Here is a 17,193-nt window from a genome sequence, read left to right on the forward strand (position 1 = left end):
AGAGAGAAAGAAAGAAAGCCGGCCCGGTTTACGCGCCGGCTTTTTTGTTTTTATCCCGAACGCCCTGTTTTCAGTCAGCCGCGATAAATGTTGCGCCAATCCGATGATTTCTGCTTGTGCTCTGCACCGCGGCAAGTAACATAGCCATTACCCCCATATTCTTGGGTTGTAAGCTATTTCTAAACCAAATTATTAAAGAGAGAAATCTATGAGCGTAGTGCCTGTAGTCGACGTACTGCAAGGTCGTGCTGCGGTTGACAGTGAAGTCACCGTACGCGGCTGGGTACGTACCCGGAGAGATTCAAAAGCTGGTATCTCCTTCCTGGCCGTCTATGACGGTTCCTGCTTTGATCCGTTACAGGCCGTCGTTAATAATTCTCTGCCGAATTATCAGGATGAAGTGCTGCATCTGACCACCGGTTGTTCGGTTGAAGTCACCGGCAAAGTCGTCGCTTCACCGGGCGAAGGCCAGAGCTTCGAACTGCAGGCTACCGCGATCAAAGTGGTCGGCTGGGTCGACGATCCGGACACTTACCCGATGGCGGCCAAGCGCCACAGCATCGAATACCTGCGCGAAGTGGCTCACCTGCGCCCGCGCACCAACCTGATTGGCGCCGTGGCGCGCGTACGTCATACTCTGGCGCAGGCGATCCACCGCTTCTTCCATGAAAATGGCTATTTCTGGGTCTCTACTCCGCTGATCACCGCCTCCGATACCGAAGGCGCCGGCGAGATGTTCCGCGTGTCCACGCTGGATCTGGAAAACCTGCCGCGCACCGACAAAGGCACCGTCGATTTCAGCGAAGACTTCTTCGGTAAGGAAGCCTTCCTCACCGTTTCCGGCCAGCTGAACGGCGAAACCTACGCTTGCGCGCTGTCGAAGGTTTACACCTTCGGCCCAACCTTCCGCGCCGAAAACTCCAACACCAGCCGCCACCTGGCGGAGTTCTGGATGATCGAACCGGAAGTGGCCTTCGCTACGCTGGACGACGTTGCCGGCCTGGCCGAAAGCATGCTGAAGTATGTGTTCCAGGCGGTGCTGGATGAACGTGCCGACGATCTGAAATTCTTCGCCGAGCGCGTGGATAAAGACGCTATCGCTCGTCTGGAGCGCTTCGTGTCTTCCGATTTCGCCCAGGTGGACTACACCGACGCCATTGAGATCCTGCTGGCCTCGGGCCAAACCTTCGAAAACCCGGTTTCCTGGGGCATCGATCTCTCTTCCGAGCATGAACGTTACCTGGCGGAGAAACACTTCCAGGCGCCGGTGGTGGTGAAAAACTACCCGAAAGACATCAAAGCGTTCTACATGCGCATGAACGAAGACGGCAAGACCGTCGCGGCCATGGACGTGCTGGCGCCGGGCATCGGCGAAATCATCGGCGGCTCGCAGCGTGAAGAACGCCTCGACGTGCTCGATCAGCGCCTGGAAGAGATGGGGCTGAATAAAGAAGACTACTGGTGGTATCGCGATCTGCGCCGCTACGGCACCGTGCCGCATTCCGGTTTCGGCCTGGGCTTTGAACGTTTAATCGCCTATGTCACCGGCGTGCAAAACGTGCGCGATGTGATCCCATTCCCGCGCACGCCGCGTAACGCAAGCTTCTAATTTATACGATCACACGTTTTTTAAACGATTTCGTTACAAAACAAAGGCCAGCATCGCTGGCCTTTCGCATTTTTTAATATTGACGCACGTCACAAAGTTCCCGAAAAATTACATTTGGTTACACATACTTTCCTTTTGCAACCCGATTGGGACATTGGTATCATTTTCGTCCTAGATTAACCCGCCTGTGAATGGAACACTGCGTTCAGACACAGGACGACACCAATCTATCAACAATAGTTCCCAAAGAATTATTGGCGGCAGTGGCAAAGGTGTCCGAATAACACCAATGAGGGTAATAATGATGAAGCGCAACATTCTTGCAGTGGTAATCCCGGCTCTGTTGGCTGCTGGTGCAGCAAACGCAGCTGAAATCTACAACAAAGACGGCAACAAGCTGGATCTGTACGGCAAAGTTGACGGTCTGCACTACTTCTCCAAAGACAAAGGTAATGACGGCGATCAGACCTATGTTCGTTTCGGCTTCAAAGGTGAAACCCAAATTACTGACCAACTGACCGGTTACGGCCAGTGGGAATACAACGTCCAAGCTAACCACTCCGAATCTCAGGGCACCGAAGGCACCAAAACCCGTCTGGGCTTCGCCGGTCTGAAATTCGCTGACTACGGCTCCTTCGACTACGGCCGTAACTACGGCGTACTGTACGACGTGGAAGGCTGGACCGATATGCTGCCAGAGTTCGGTGGCGATACTTACACCAACTCCGACAACTTCATGACCGGCCGTACCAACGGCGTTGCGACCTATCGTAACAACAACTTCTTCGGTCTGGTTGACGGTCTGAACTTCGCTCTGCAATACCAGGGCAAAAACCAGAACGACGGTCGCGACATCAAGAAACAGAACGGCGACGGCTGGGGTATCTCCTCTACTTATGACATCGGCGAAGGCATCAGCGTAGGTGCAGCATACGCATCCTCCAACCGTACCGATGCTCAGAAGAACAAGTCCAACGAGCGTGGCGACAAGGCTGACGCATGGACCGTGGGCGCGAAATACGACGCCAACAACGTTTACCTGGCGGCAATGTACGCAGAAACCCGTAACATGACCCCTTACGGTGGTAACAACTCTCTGAAAGACGGCACTACCTCTTGTGCAGACACTCAGAACAACAGCTGCGGTGGTTTCGCCAGCAAAACTCAGAACTTCGAAGTGACCGCACAGTACCAGTTCGACTTCGGTCTGCGTCCAGAAGTGTCTTACCTGCAGTCTAAAGGCAAGAACATGAACGTCCCAGGCGCGGGCTCTGACCAGGATCTGGTTAAATATGTTTCTGTTGGTACCACTTACTACTTCAACAAAAACATGTCCACCTACGTTGATTACAAAATCAACCTGCTGGATGACAACGCGTTCACCAAAGCAGCCGGCATCGCAACTGACGATATCGTAGGCGTTGGTCTGGTATACCAGTTCTAAGTTGTCTCGCTTAACGGCGGTTTACCGTCGGCTAAGTTAAAAAACAGGGCTCCGGCCCTGTTTTTGTTTGTGTCAGCCGGTAATTTTTTATCCTGCCAATTCCCCCTTCCCCATCATTTTTTCTGTCTAACTCTTCCCCTTCACAAGATCGCGGTGTTTTTGTCGCAAACGGTTGGCAAAGCCGGTAACTGGCGTTACCCTGATGCTTCTGTCTGCTTAACTCCGAGATTTGGAAGCACCTGACATGTTTGAAAAAATCACCGCCGCACCCGCCGACCCGATCCTGGGCCTGACCGACATTTTCCGCGCCGACGCCCGCCCGAATAAAATCAATTTAGGGATTGGCGTTTATAAAGACGAAACCGGTAAAACCCCGGTGCTGACCAGCGTAAAAAAAGCTGAACAGTATCTGCTGGAAAATGAGACCACCAAAAACTATCTCGGCATTGAGGGCATCCCGGCGTTCGCCAGCTGCACGCAAGAACTGCTATTCGGTAAAGAGAGCCCGATCGTCGCCGATCGCCGCGCGCGCACCGCACAGACGCCAGGCGGCACCGGCGGCCTGCGCGTGGCGGCAGACTTTATCGCCAACCAGACCAGCGCCAAACGCATCTGGATCAGCAACCCAAGCTGGCCGAACCACAAGAACGTCTTTAGCGCCGTGGGCCTGGAAGTGCTGGAATACGCCTACTATGACGCCGCCAACCACGCGTTGGATTTTGACGGCCTGCTGAACAGCCTGAAACAGGCGCAGGCCGGCGATGTGGTGCTGTTCCACGGCTGCTGCCATAACCCGACCGGTATCGATCCAACGCCGGAACAGTGGGCGCAGCTGGCTGAACTTTCCGTCGCCAACGGGTGGTTGCCGCTGTTCGACTTCGCTTATCAGGGCTTCGCCAACGGCCTGGAAGAAGATGCGCAGGGCCTGCGTATTTTCGCCGCCAAACATAAAGAACTGATCGTCGCCAGCTCCTACTCGAAAAACTTCGGTCTGTACAATGAGCGCGTCGGCGCTTGCACCATTGTTGCCGCCGATGCCGAAACCGCCGATCGCGCCTTTAGCCAGGTGAAAGCGGCTATCCGCGCCAACTACTCCAACCCGCCGTCACACGGCGCCGCCGTTGTCGCCACCATTCTGGGCAACGATGCGCTGCGCGCGATGTGGGAGCAGGAGCTGACCGATATGCGCCAACGCATTCACCGCATGCGTCAGCTGTTTGTGAACACCCTGCAGGAGAAAGGCGCGCAGCAGGACTTCAGCTTCATCATCCAGCAGAACGGCATGTTCTCGTTCAGCGGCCTGACCAAAGAGCAGGTGCTGCGTCTGCGTGAAGAGTTTGGCGTTTACGCTGTGAACTCGGGCCGGGTTAACGTTGCCGGCATGACGCCGGACAACATGGCGCCGCTGTGTGAAGCCATCGTCGCCGTGCTCTAAGCGCGTCGGCGCAGGCCATCAGGACATAAAAAAGGGGCGCTCTAAGCGCCCCTTGATTATTTCTGCCGGGAAATGATCGTTACCACACCGCCGGCTCTTCACGCAGGAACGGGTTGGTCTGGCGTTCGTGGCCGAAAGTCGACATCGGGCCGTGGCCGGGAATAAAGCGCATGTCGTCACCCAGCGGCAGCAGCTTGGTGCGAATAGAGGCAATCAGCGCCTGATGGTCACCGCGCGGGAAGTCGCTGCGCCCCACGCCGCCGTTAAACAGCACGTCCCCCACCAGCGCCAAACGCGCCTGTTCATTGATAAAGACGATGTGGCCCGGCGTATGCCCAGGGCAATGCAACACCTTGAGCGTCATCTCGCCCACCCGCATCTCATCGCCTTCCGACAGCCAGCGAGTCGGCGTCAGCGGCGCACACTCTTCCAGCCCGAACATCCGGCTCTGCGCCGGCAAACCATCCAGCCAAAAAGCGTCCTCTTTATCCGGGCCGTAAATCGGCACCTGATAATGTTCCGCCAATTCCGCCGCCGCGCCGACGTGATCCAAATGGCCGTGCGTCAGCAAAATCTGCGTGATTGTCACACCCTGCTGCGCCACTTCCGCTTTGATTTTTTCCGCTTCGCCGCCGGGATCGACCAACGCCGCCTGCTGCGTGTTTTCACACCAGATCAGGCTGCAATTCTGGCTAAAAGCGGTAACGGGAATAAGATGGTATTTCATAAGGCTCCAACGACAATAACGCCGCCTCCGCAAGGAGCGGCGTTATTCACTGAGGGCACCGCGATTACCAGCTCCGAACCGGGCCGGTATCGATGTGCACGAAGTTGCTACGTGGGTAATATCCTACACCACCAGCGCGCATTTTTAACGCTGCTTTACGGATATTACTCAATTGGATACCTTCAATATGGAAATCCATCGCCTGGCCCTTGGTATGGTAGCTGTGCTTGGCCACACCACGGCTGTGCGCGCGCAATTCGTTGTTGGTATCTACGGAACGGTAACCGGAGATCAGCTGCACCGGCTTGCTGGTACCCAGCAGCCCCTGCAGGCGATAGAGGTGATCAAACAAACTGGGATCAATCGATTTAACCTTGTTGGCGCGATAATCGCGGAACAGATGATTTAGCCGAACCAACTCTTCTTTATTGTAGCCTTTGCCGTCAAAGAACTCGGCTTTAATAGATTCACCGGTATTCAGGTTATTCAACACTAAAATACGCGGTCGAGCGGTGGAAAGACTGGCAAACGCCTGCCCTGGAAGCAGCGCTATGCCCATAGCTGCGCCGCCTAGCGCCAGCCATTTACGGCGATGATGATCAATTTTGTCCATGACTCTGTTAAACCCGGCAAGAATGTCAAAATAAATGCACAAAGCAGCGCACTGTCCGAACCATAACCGCCTGCGTATGCTGAGTCAACCCGCGATACGCCTAGGTTTACAGGCCCCCAGCTAAGAGGGCCTGCGGTATAGCCAAACATTCTGACCGTTATTTATTTATAATTACTGCATTTACTGCATTAATTTTTTGGCCTGAGCCAAAATTTGTGCGCCCGATCTCACCGTATTATCATAATTGTAAATATCTGTACGGAATTGCGGTTGGCCGTCATCCGAAACCCAGGCGGTCAGATAATACAGTTTTACGGGAATACGCTGGCGAATATTCACATAAGTGGTATTCCCCTCTTTCAGCGTGGAAGAAACGCGGCTATTGTTCCAGCCGGCATCCTGCAGCAGCATATTCGCCAAATCGGAAGCCTTGTTCACCCGGACGCAGCCGGAGCTAAGCGCGCGAATGTCTTTCTGGAACAGGCTGTGGTTCGGGGTATCGTGCAGGTAGATAGCGTCCGAACTCGGCATATTGAACTTGAAACGCCCCAGCGAGTTAGTGGCGCCCGGCGCCTGGCGCACGCGATACGGGAAGTTGCGCGCAGAGACCATGCTCCAGTCGATCATCGCCGGGTTGATCACCTCCGCATCGTTGCTCCAGCCCGACAGCACGGTATAGCCGTGTTTCTGGAAATAGTTACCGTCGCGCATCGCCTTCGGCACGATATCCTCACGCACCAGCGTAGTCGGTACGTTCCAAGGCGGGTTGACCACCACGTTGTTCAACGCACTGCTCATCAGCGGTGTCTTGCGGCTCGGCCGCCCGACGATAACGCGGGAGGACAACACTTCGTTGCCGTTCTGGTAGTAGGTCAGCGAGTAGTTGGGAATATTCACCATAATGCCGGTACCGACATGCCCCGGTAAAATTCGCAGACGTTGGATATTCAACGCCAGCAGGGCGGCTCGGGTTTTCGGTGATACGTTGAGCCACTCGCGAGTGCGCACGCCGATCACGCCGTCCGCCGTCAGCCCCTGCCATTTCTGGAAACGTTTGACGCCCTCTACCAGCTCGTTGGTATAAAGGTTGTCGCTCACCACGCTGCCGACCTGCGGCGGCGTCTGTTCAGCGGTCAACTCCGTCACCGGCGCCGCCGACGGACTGACCGTCACACGCCCCTTCTCTTCGTCTACCGTCAGCCCGCCGTCATCAGGCTCATTGCTCTTCGCCGAGACGACCGCCGGCTCCGGCTCGGCCTCCGGCGCCGAAGCGGCCAGCATGCCGGTGCGCGTCAGGATCTCACGCAGCGCAGGAATATCGTTGCTCATTTGTCCTGGGCGCAGGCTCGGGCCGCTGCCCACCTGCGGCCAGGGGCGGTTATCCGCCAGCATATCGCGCAACGCCTGATGCATCTTGGCGTATTGCGGGTGCTGCGGCGCGAGCGAATTCACGTAGCTCAGCGTGCGCGCCTGACGCACCGCCAGCTGCCATTGGTTGATCACCGCAGTGGGCGGCAAGCCAAGCTTGTAGGGAATATTGCTGTACAGCCAACTGGTGCCGTTGGCGCCGATAGCGGACACGAACTGCAAATAGCCCAACATCGCATCGGACAGCACCACATCGCGGCCTACGTCATTGAGCGCCGGATTGGTCAACATCTTCACCCATTGGGTGAACTGCGGCTGCACGCCGGACATCGCCAGCTCGGCCAGCTGCTGTTGAAACTGCTGAACGGCCTCGCGATCCTGCCACATCGGCTGCATATGATTCGCCGCATACAGCGGCGCCAGCGTGGAAAGGTAGTGCAGATCCATGCCGCGCGGCAACGCGGCCAGCAGTTCAGAACGGCTCTGCGCAACGGACATGCCTGCTGATGCCACCGGTAACGCCGTTACGGTGGCCAATGCGGAAAACGACGACACAAGACTACAGGCGATAGCGCCACTCAGCGCCAAACGTCGTAGAGAGTTTCCCTTTTTAAGCAACATCCCTTGCCCCCTGTATGCTCACAAAAAAAACGTCAAAAAACTGCATATAGCTTCAGTATACAAACAGAAAGGCCGTTTCGCCCTGCGGGCGTCGAATTACTGTTTATCTGATTAAACTAACCGCTTTTCAACGGATAAAAAAGCAGGACTATCATCCACGCGCACAAAAAAATAGCCACCCTGCGGCGGCTATTTTCGGATTTTTAGGGCGTTTTTCTGCGTTACGGCGTTTCGACCGGCGCAGTGCCCAGCGCCGGCGGCTCGCTGGCGAAACCGCGCAGCCCCACCACGTGCACATGCTCGTGGTTCTGGAACACCTTACGCACCAGTTTATAGGTGGTGCCTTTCTCAGGACTGATGTTTTCCGGCGCCGCGATGATCAGCTGCATTTCCAGACGGTCACACAACTCGAACAGCGTGGCGATCGATTTGGCATCCAGACGCGCCGCTTCATCGAGGAACAGCAAGCGACATGGCGAGATGTCTTTACCGCGCAGGCGGCGGGATTCTTCTTCCCAGCTCTGCACCACCATCACCAGAATTGACATCCCGGTACCGATGGCTTCACCGGTAGACAAGGCGCCGCTTTCCGCACGCAGCCAGCCGTCGGAGCCACGGTACACTTCCACTTCCATCTCCAGGTAGTTGCGGTAGTCCAGCAACTCCTCACCGATGGTCTGCGGCGTGCGCTGCCCCATATCGATCTGCGGATTCAGACGCTGATACAGCTTGGCCAACGCTTCGGAGAAGGTCAGGCGGTTGCTGTTGAACAGATCCTGATGCTGTTCCTGCTGCTCGGAAAGCACGTCCAGCAGGGTGGCGTGCGCTTCTCGCACGTTGACGTTCAGACGGACGCTCTTCACCTGGCCGAAAGCAACGGCCTGCAGCCCCTGGTTCAGCATGCGAATGCGGTTCTGTTCGCGCTGAATGGTTTTGCGAATAATGTTGGCCACGCTTTTCGAACTGATCGCCAGCTTCTGCTCACGCGCGGTCAGCTCTTCAGTCAGACGGCCCAGCTCAATCTCCATCTGCTCGATGGCCTCGACCGGATCGTCGGTACGGATGATGTCCTGGCGGATACGCTCGCGCAGGTGCTGGTAGACCGCGATATAGAACTGAATTTTACGCTCCGGCCGCTTCGGATCTTCCGACAGACGCAGCACGTCGCGCAGGTGTTCGTTGTCCGCCACCGCCAGACGCAGCGCGCCGAGCGCCTTATCCGACATCGAGCGCAGCTCGTCGCCATCCATATACGCCAGTTCGCGGCGATGCAGGCGGCGTTCCACGCCGTTGTCTTTCACCAGACGCATCACCGCGCACCAGCCCGCCTTGGCGGTCACCACCTGCTCGCGCAGCTGATGGTAGTCGCGTTCCAGCTTACGCAGTTTCTTCTGCAGGCCATCCATTTCGGCTTCGCAGAAGGTCAGCTGTTTCTCCAACTGATTGCGGCGAGCGCGGTTGTTGCTCAGCGCCGCATGCAGCTCGTCGCGGCGCTGGCGCGCGCGCGCTTCCGCGTTGGCGTCGGCCTGCACGCCGATATCCACCAGCTCCTGGCTCAGCTCTTTCAGCATGTCGCGCTTGGCGTCATACGAGCTTTTCAGCGAGGCCAGCACCTGGCTGTATTGGGTGAACTGGGTTTGATATTGACGCAGCTGCTCACGGGCGCGGGCGCGTTCGGCTTCCGCCTGTTCCAGACGCTGGCGCAGCTTGTCGTTGAGATCGTTGTTGGCATTCTGCATGCCGGCGGAGTCGGTATAGCTGAAGTGCGCGCGACGCTGCACCACTTCTGTCAACGCGAACGCCTGCTGTTTGGCCTGACGCTGCACGCTTTGCGCCTGCGCGTAGTCCTGCTGCAGCTGTTCATGCTGCTGCGGATCGCTCTGCAGCACCGACAGCAGCGGCTCCAGTTTGGTCAGTGACACCCCGTGCTGTTGAATGTGGCGCGCGGCGTCCTGCGCTTCTTCCAGCTCTTCACGGATCTCGTCGACGCGGTCCTGCAGCGTTTCATCGTTCAGCAACGACACCAGCGGCATCAGGCGGTTGAGCGCGGAAATGCCCTCTTTGGCCTGCTCGTACTGCTGGCGCTGCTGCTGATTCTGCGCTTCGTGATTGTTCAGCGCACGCTCGATCTCGCCGCGACGGGCGTTCAGATTGCGGATCTCCGCTTCCGGATCAGCGTCGAACGCCACCGCCAGATGGGTGCCGATAAAGCGGCTGAAGGCCTGATGCGAACGCTGGGTTTTCTGCACGTCGAACGACAGCGTGGCATAGCGCTCCGCCAGCGTTTCACGCTCGGCATGCAGCACTTCCAGGCGGTTTTCGCGCGCCGCGCGGCCGAACAACGGCACTTCCGGGTAACGGGAATAACGCCACTGGCGATCGGCGATCTTCACCACCACCGCTTTGTCCTGCTCTTCGACGGCGAATACGCTGTCATCGAACGACTGCGGATCCCCTTCGATCAGGTAGAGATCTTCCGGGCAATCTTCCAGCCCTTCCAGCATTTCGCGCACCAGCGACAGATCCGGCACCACGATGGCGTGGCGCGAAGGGCCGTACAGCGCCGAGAAGTAAGGCGCGTCGTCGATGGTGACGTCATCGTAAATTTCCGACAGCAACACGCCGCCGAAACGTTCGGCCAAGGTGACCAGGCGTTGATCTTCCGCGCCGCCCGGCTGGCTGAGACGTTCGATCTGCGCTTCCACTTCGCGCTTGCGGGCCGCCACCTCGTCGCGCTCGACGGTGGTTTCACGCTCGCGCTCCAGCAGCTGCTGCATGTATTCGGTCACCTGCTGGCTGTTTTCCAGCGGCTCTCCGCTCTGATCGCTGAGCTGGCTCAGGGCGTCCTGCGCCGCCAGCCACACCGGCGCACGCGCCGTCAGCTCACGGATGCGCTGCTGGATCTGCTCCAGCTCCTGGCGCATCTCCATGCGGCGTTCGCCGGCTTCGCTGACGTTCTGCGACAGCGCTTCCAGGCGCTCTTCCAGCTCCTGCTGCAGCATGTCGAGATCGTCCGGCTGGTACTCCTGACCATGGCGTTTGCAAAATTCTTGCAGCAGGCGCTCGGCGTCCTGTTGCGAGCGCAGGCGCTGTTCCAGTTCGCTCAGGCGCAGTCGCAGCGGCTGAACGCGCTCGGCGAGGTGTTGCTGCGAAGGCCAGTCGCGCAGCAATTCGCGCGCACACTGCCAGGCTTCGCTGCGGCTGACCTGGCCGGCGATTTTACCCACCAGCTGATAGGCCTGCTCGAACTGGCCGTGCGCAGCGTCGGCCACGCTCAGCTTCTGCTCCAGCATCAGCAGCGCTTCGGTCGCCTCCTGCTCGCGAGCCTGGAAGGTGTCCAGCCACTGTTCGGCGTTGTCGGCGGTCAGGTCCGGCAATTGGCACAGCGCGCGCGCGCGCTCCAACGCCTGCAGCGCCTGTTGGTACTGAATGGCGCGGGTCTGCTGCACGTCAAGCGCCTGCTGGTAGTCGGCCAGCTGGCTCTTCAGCTCGTCCACTTCCAACTCGGCCGCTTCGGCGCGCGCTTCGTTCTCGGCCTGCTGCTCGCTTGCCTCGGCCACCACTTCGTTCTGCTCTTCCAGACGGTAGGTCAGCTCTTCCAGATCGGCTTCATAGCGTTCGATCTTCTCCTGCTGACGCATCGCCGTCTGCACCAGGTTCAGGTGGTCGCTGGCGGCCTGGTAATCGGTTTCCAGATCGGATTCGGCGCCGCTCTGCTCGCTCAGCTCACGCGCCATTTCCACATGGCGATACTGTTCGGCAGCCAGCTGCTTACGGCTGCCCAACAGATCGCTGCGCAGCGCCAACGCGCCGTCCAGGTGGATGCGGCGTTCGTTGGCGTGGCGCATATAGTCCGCCGCCACATAGGAGGTGGCCTCGGAGATCAAATGCTTGAACAGGTCGCGATCCGACTGGGTGACGCGGATCGCTTCCAGCGTCATGCGGTTTTCGCGCAGCGCCGCTTCCATGTCCTGGAACGCCTTGCGCACGCCGCTGTTTTCTGGCAGCAGGTAATCGCGCAGCGAGCGGGTGATGGCGCTGGAGATGCCGCCGTACAGCGACGCTTCAATCAGACGATAGAATTTGCTGCGATCGGCTGACGAACGCAGACGTTTCGGGATCACGCCCAGATCGAACATCAGCGAGTGGTAATCGGTGATCGAGTTGAACTGCTTGAACTGCACGCCTTCCATCTCTTCCACGCGCTCTTTCAACTCTTGCAGCGACAGCACGCGCGCCTGGCGCTCACCCACGGTCTGGGTCAGCAATTCAGTCGGCTGTACCGCGGTCGGCAGGCCCTGGATGGTGAAAGGTTTGATATCGACCTTGCGATCGCGCCCCGCCACCTGCTGCAGACGCACGCCAACCACCACGCGCTGGTGGCGCGAGTTGACGACGTCGAGGGTGGAGTAACATACGCCGGCGCGCAGCTTGCCGTGCAGGCCCTTGTCGCGCGAACCGCTGGTGGCACCCGCTTCGGTGGTGTTACGGAAGTGCAGCAGCGTCAGATCGGGGATCAGTGCGGTGACGAAGGCCGCCATGGTGGTGGATTTCCCCGCCCCGTTCCCGCCGGACAGCGTGGTCACCAGCTCATCGAGATCAAAGGTGCGGGCAAAGAAGCCGTTCCAGTTAACCAGCGTCAGCGAGCGAAATTTACCGCGTTCAATCATTCCTGTTCATCCTCTGCACCGTCAGGAGCGTTATCAACCTGCTGATCCTCAGCGTCATTCTCATCGTTAAGCGACAGGCTGGTTTCAACCGGCATCGCCTCGCCGTCGCGAATCATGCGCAGCTGCGCTTCACGCGGATCGTCGCCGCTGCGCACGTCGGCGCCGAAGCGGAACACCGCCTCGGTAATACGGAACTTGCTGCTGTCATTGCCCATGAAATAGACCATGCCGAGGCGGCGCAGACGGTTGAGCGAGGTGCGCACCTTCTCGTGCAGCTTCTGCCGATCGAGATCCGAACCGGTGGAGCGCTGGTTGACGAACTTGAGCAGCTTGTTCTCATCCGCCAGGCTCAGCAGTTCATCGTACAGCTCCTGCTGGCTGAAAATGCCTTCGTGCGCCAGGCGCTCGGGGCTGAGATACAGGTAGCACAGGATCTTGCCGACCATCATATCCAGCTCGGACAGCACCGAACGCGGGATCAGCGTGGTGGAGCGCGGGCGCAAATAGAAGAAACCTTCCGGCGCCCGAATCAGCTCGACGCTGTAACGGTTGTAAAACTCTTCCAGCTCATCCTGGAAATCCATTAAAAAGGCGTGGTTGTCCAGCTCATCGATACCGATGTGACGACCCGCGCGCAGTTGGCTGTCCAGCGCCGGGAACAGCGAGTTGGACAACGCTTTGGCCAGCTTGACTGGCATTACTTGTTCAATATTTGTCGATGACATGGGCCTGGACCTTGGCTCCGTAATCATTGATTGCCTGCCATTCCGCCGGCAACCCTGAGAAATCTGCTTCAGCCACACCGAGGCGCACTGCCTGGTCGACCACTAAACGTGCCACGTCGAAATGACGCGCACGCGGATATTGCGCCAGGTAATCGCGCATCACCGCTGCAAGGTTGAGCGGCATCTGCTGTTCCTGGTACACCTTCAACGCCTCTTCGATCATCGCCGCCAGCTGTTCGCGAATCTCGCTGAACTCTTCGAACTCCAGATCCGGCGGCAGTTCCCCGGTCACTTCCTCGCTGCGCAGCGCCAGTTCTTCGTCGCGCATGTCCAGCAGACGATCGGCATTGGCATGAGTCAGCGCCCACGGGTGGTCGAAATAGGTTTGCACCGACTGGCGCAGGCGTTGGGCGAACACGCGGTTTTTATCCATATCGATAGCGGTACGGATAAATTTGTGCACGTGACGATCGTAGCCGATCCACAGGTCGATCGCCTGCTGGCCCCAGCTGATGATGCGATCCAGCTTGCTCTGCAGATCGAACACCAGCTTGTCGACGAAGCCGAGCTCCACGTTGCCGAGGGTTGCGTCCTGGATGCGCAGCAGATTGGCCTGCAGCTTGTCGCCCGCCGCATCCAGCGTATCCTGCAGTTCGCGCAGGGTGCCTGAGGTTTCCGACAACAGCATTTCGCAGCTGGAGATCGCCGCCCGCCAGTCTTTGCTCAGCAGCGCCGCGATGTCGTTTTTCACGCTCTGCTGCTGCTCGTCCATTACGCGTTGCGTCATGTCGATGCTGTCGAAGATTTCCGCCACCGAATATTTCAACGGCGCGAACACGTTGCGGTGCCAATGGAAATCGTCGCCGCCCTCGTCGGCGGCATCGGCGGCGCGCTTCAGTTCCTGCGCCACGATCGACAGCTGCATCGACAGACGCAGCGTGGAGAATTCACGTTGGCGAATATAGTAATCGGTAATGCCGATACCCAGCGGCGTCAGGCGGTAAATCGCGTTACCGTCCGCCAGTTCGCTGGTAAAGCGGTTCAACAGGCGCTGGCGCACCATGTCGTTGATCGCATTGTTGGCGCGCATCGCCACCGTTTCATGCGTCTGTTCAAAACCCTTGCTGACATGGCGAAATGCATCAACCAGCTCACCTTCGCTCATCTCGCCGTCCAGCCGTTCGCCATTCAGGGTGGCGATAGCGAGCAGAAATGCGAGACGCTCCGTAGGGAGCGAAATAGAGAAATCATTTTTCCGTGCCCAGGCGACCAGTTCGGGTACTGTCTGGGAAAATTCACTCATAGTTCGTCCTTCAGGTTTGGTTTATGCGCCATGACGTGAATATAGCGCCCCAAACTCACGTACGGCTCCTGCCGACAATAGTGCTGTTCAAGCGCCAGTAACTCTTCAAATTTTTGGGTTTGCAGCTGTCTGCTCTGCAGATAGTCGTGGAACACCCGCACGCCGGTTTTGCCGCTGATGCGCATGCCCAGCTGTTCCAGCCAGCCGTAGACCAATAGCGGATCGTGCGGATATTGCGGCGACAGCGAACGCTTGCGGCGCCGTCTGACCTCGGGATCCACCAATTGGAAGTTACCCAACACCACGTTACGCATCAAGAGGCCGTTGGCGTTGAAGAACATCAGCGACAGCGCGCCGCCCGGCGCCAGACAATCGCACAACGCCTGCAGCGCCGCCACGGGTTCAGCGATCCATTCAAGCACTGCATGAAACAATATCAGATCAACCGGCTGTTCCAAATGTTGAGCGATATCCTGCGCAGAACTTTGTACGAATTGCATGTTCTGGCTCACACCTTTCTGCTCCGCCAGCTGCGCGGCGCGCTGGATCATCTCACCAGAAAGATCGCACAACAACACCTGATGTCCTAATTCTGCCAGTTGGCAAGCCATATGGCCTTCACCGCCCCCGGCATCGAGGATGCGCAGCGGCCGCTGCGGCAACTGGGCCAGCAGCCCGGTCAGATCCTGCCAAACCACCGCCTGGCGGATTTTTCCTTTCGTGGTGCCGTAAATATTACGCGCAAATTTTTCAGCAATATCGTCAAAATTACGATCCTGCATGGACAACGGCTCCGCTGATCTCAGTCTTGTCGGCGGCAAAGCGCACGCCCATTCAAACCTGCTATTTTGGCACAGACTGGCTTAGAATGTATCTTCTTGCGGCCTGTTTATGCCTGGATGCCGTTTTTTCACTCAAAAGGATCTGATTTTCGATGCTGTTCAACCTGAAAAAGTTCTTTGGCGCTCTGCTGATGCCGCTGCCGCTGTTGATGCTGCTGATGGGGCTGGCGCTGCTGCTGCTGTGGTTCACCCGCTGGCAAAAAAGCGGTAAGACGATTTTCACGCTGAGCTGGCTGTTTTTACTGCTTTTCAGCCTGCAACCGGTGGCCGACCGCCTGCTGCGGCCGATCGAAGCCGAATACCAGACATATCGCGGCAACGATGCGGTCAGCTACATCGTGGTGTTGGGCGGAGGCTATACCTACAATCCCGACTGGGCACCCAGCTCGAACCTGCTCGGCAACAGTCTGCCGCGCGTGACGGAGGGCGTGCGGCTCTACCTGGCGCACCCTGGCGCCAGGATGGTGTTTACCGGCGCGCCCGGCGGACGCATGCAGAGCAACGCCGCCACGGCAGCGCTGGTCGCGGAAAGCCTGGGCGTGCCGCGCAGCGACATGGTGATCCTGGGGGAACCGCGCGATACCGAGGAAGAAGCCGCTCAGGTAGCCAAGTTGGTCGGCGAACACCCCTTCCTTCTGGTGACTTCCGCCAACCATCTGCCGCGCGCCATGCGTTTCTTCGAGGCTAAGGGCCTGCACCCGATCCCGGCCCCGGCCAACCAATTGGCGATCGACTCGCCGCTGAATATCTGGGATCGCGCCACGCCGTCGTCAATGTTCCTCGGCCATACCGAGCGCGCCTGGTATGAAACGCTGGGTAGCCTATGGCAGCGGCTGAAAGGCGCGGATAGCGCCGGCGCCGAGTAAGACCCCGTTCAACCGGCCAGCCAGGGCAGCAGCTGTTGCGATGCATAGTCGAACGGCTGCCGCTCCAGCTTGCCGGTATGGATCAAACGCCCTACTGCTTCCCACACCACGTACAGCCAGCGCCGCGCCAGGAAAGCGTCGGCGACCGGCGCCCGCTGCAGATAGCTGAACAGCAGTTGACTGGGCATGCCCGCCTCGCAGAGGCGGAAAAGATCGTATTCGCGCGGTGCCCACAGCACCACGCCGGGATTCAGCATCGCCAGCAGCTGATCGGTTTTGGGATCTTTCAACATGCTGCGCAGCGACAGGTTACCGTGCACCAGGACGCAGGGATCGTCGAAACCGACGAAGAAATGGGTCAGCGCTTCGCGCGTGCGGTACAGCAAACGCCGATCCGCCATGGTCAGCTGCGGGGTAGTGAGATTGACCACCGTCGCCCACAGCACTTCGACCCGCTGTTGATACCAGCAAAACCAGTCATTCTCCTGCGTACTGTCAACGGTGCCGACGCTGCCATGGCTGTCGATGCGGTGCCAGGCCAACATCCCGTCAACGATCTGCTCCATCAACATGTTCCAGCGATCCGGCGAACGCGTTGGCGCTTCGGCCGACACGCCGCGCAGGCGCTCGATAAGCAGGATTTCCTTATACGGCGCCTGATGGGTGCACACCACGCCGTACACCGTGGGCAGACGAATATCTCCGTCGCGCGCCAGCATCGACAGCTTGTACGCCTCTTGCTGGGCGATGCCCTGGCAGATAAAGCTTTTCGCCATCAGCGGCATGGCGTTGCCCTGCCGATCGTACAAGGAATACATATGCGCATAAGGCTGTTCGCTCACCCGCTCCAGCCGGCTGATGGACTCACCCAGCACAATGCTCAGTTCGGCGCGTAACTGCTCCATAAAGCATTCACCTCAGGCTAATAAGGGAGATGCGTAACATCATCGAACGGTGAGCGGAAAAATAC

The 17,193-nt window shown here is 58.3% G+C and carries 12 protein-coding genes; 4 read left to right on the plus strand and 8 right to left on the minus strand.

Annotation, left to right across the window (positions count from 1 at the left end; genetic code table 11):
• The first annotated feature begins 208 nt into the window (after positions 1-208).
• The 3 genes from asnS to IMX17_RS09795 all read left to right on the plus strand — a co-directional run bounded on the left by asnS (position 209) and on the right by IMX17_RS09795 (position 4,488).
• Positions 209-1,609 (plus strand): asparagine--tRNA ligase, encoded by a 1,401-nt coding sequence (gene asnS / locus IMX17_RS09785; RefSeq protein ID WP_033642576.1) that lies wholly within the window; start codon positions 209-211, stop codon positions 1,607-1,609.
• Between the two features lie 301 nt (positions 1,610-1,910).
• On the plus strand, positions 1,911-3,053 hold the full coding sequence (gene ompC / locus IMX17_RS09790) for a porin OmpC (RefSeq protein WP_046897085.1): 1,143 nt from the start codon (positions 1,911-1,913) through the stop codon (positions 3,051-3,053).
• 244 nt (positions 3,054-3,297) lie between these two features.
• Positions 3,298-4,488 carry an amino acid aminotransferase gene (locus tag IMX17_RS09795; RefSeq protein ID WP_033642574.1) on the plus strand — a complete coding sequence of 397 codons (1,191 nt, stop codon included), beginning with the start codon at positions 3,298-3,300 and terminating at the stop codon, positions 4,486-4,488.
• Positions 4,489-4,567: 79 nt separating this feature from the next.
• Here the strand turns inward: IMX17_RS09795 and IMX17_RS09800 are convergent, their stop codons facing one another.
• The 7 genes from IMX17_RS09800 to cmoM form a co-directional block, all read right to left on the minus strand.
• The gene (locus IMX17_RS09800) at positions 4,568-5,215 is read right to left on the minus strand and encodes an MBL fold metallo-hydrolase (RefSeq protein WP_046897084.1); all 648 of its coding nucleotides are present in this window, start codon (positions 5,213-5,215) and stop codon (positions 4,568-4,570) included.
• A gap of 64 nt (positions 5,216-5,279) precedes the next feature.
• Positions 5,280-5,828 carry a YcbK family protein gene (locus IMX17_RS09805; protein ID WP_004928217.1) on the minus strand — a complete coding sequence of 183 codons (549 nt, stop codon included), beginning with the start codon at positions 5,826-5,828 and terminating at the stop codon, positions 5,280-5,282.
• A 180-nt stretch (positions 5,829-6,008) separates the two neighbouring features.
• A complete protein-coding gene (gene ldtD / locus IMX17_RS09810; RefSeq protein WP_071991639.1) occupies positions 6,009-7,817 on the minus strand; it encodes a L,D-transpeptidase in 1,809 nt (602 codons plus the stop codon).
• 221 nt (positions 7,818-8,038) lie between these two features.
• Positions 8,039-12,487 (minus strand): chromosome partition protein MukB, encoded by a 4,449-nt coding sequence (gene mukB, locus IMX17_RS09815; RefSeq protein ID WP_089196851.1) that lies wholly within the window; start codon positions 12,485-12,487, stop codon positions 8,039-8,041.
• The gene (gene mukE / locus IMX17_RS09820) at positions 12,484-13,212 is read right to left on the minus strand and encodes a chromosome partition protein MukE (RefSeq protein ID WP_046897082.1); all 729 of its coding nucleotides are present in this window, start codon (positions 13,210-13,212) and stop codon (positions 12,484-12,486) included. Before mukE ends, mukB begins: the two co-directional genes overlap by 4 nt.
• Positions 13,193-14,515, minus strand: a complete 1,323-nt coding sequence (gene mukF, locus IMX17_RS09825; RefSeq protein WP_004928228.1) for a chromosome partition protein MukF — start codon at positions 14,513-14,515, stop codon at positions 13,193-13,195. Before mukF ends, mukE begins: the two co-directional genes overlap by 20 nt.
• Entirely contained in the window at positions 14,512-15,297 is a 786-nt protein-coding gene (gene cmoM / locus IMX17_RS09830; RefSeq protein ID WP_046897081.1) for a tRNA uridine 5-oxyacetic acid(34) methyltransferase CmoM, read from the minus strand. The genes mukF and cmoM overlap by 4 nt, the downstream gene beginning before the upstream one ends.
• Before the next feature lie 152 nt (positions 15,298-15,449).
• Between cmoM and elyC the strand changes: the two genes are divergently transcribed.
• The gene (gene elyC / locus IMX17_RS09835) at positions 15,450-16,223 is read left to right on the plus strand and encodes an envelope biogenesis factor ElyC (protein WP_042784114.1); all 774 of its coding nucleotides are present in this window, start codon (positions 15,450-15,452) and stop codon (positions 16,221-16,223) included.
• An 8-nt stretch (positions 16,224-16,231) separates the two neighbouring features.
• Here the strand turns inward: elyC and IMX17_RS09840 are convergent, their stop codons facing one another.
• Positions 16,232-17,128 (minus strand): YcbJ family phosphotransferase, encoded by an 897-nt coding sequence (locus IMX17_RS09840; RefSeq protein ID WP_094141876.1) that lies wholly within the window; start codon positions 17,126-17,128, stop codon positions 16,232-16,234.
• Positions 17,129-17,193: the final 65 nt, after the last annotated feature.

This window comes from Serratia sp. X3 (genome assembly GCF_014982455.1).
Taxonomy (GTDB): domain Bacteria; phylum Pseudomonadota; class Gammaproteobacteria; order Enterobacterales; family Enterobacteriaceae; genus Serratia; species Serratia ureilytica.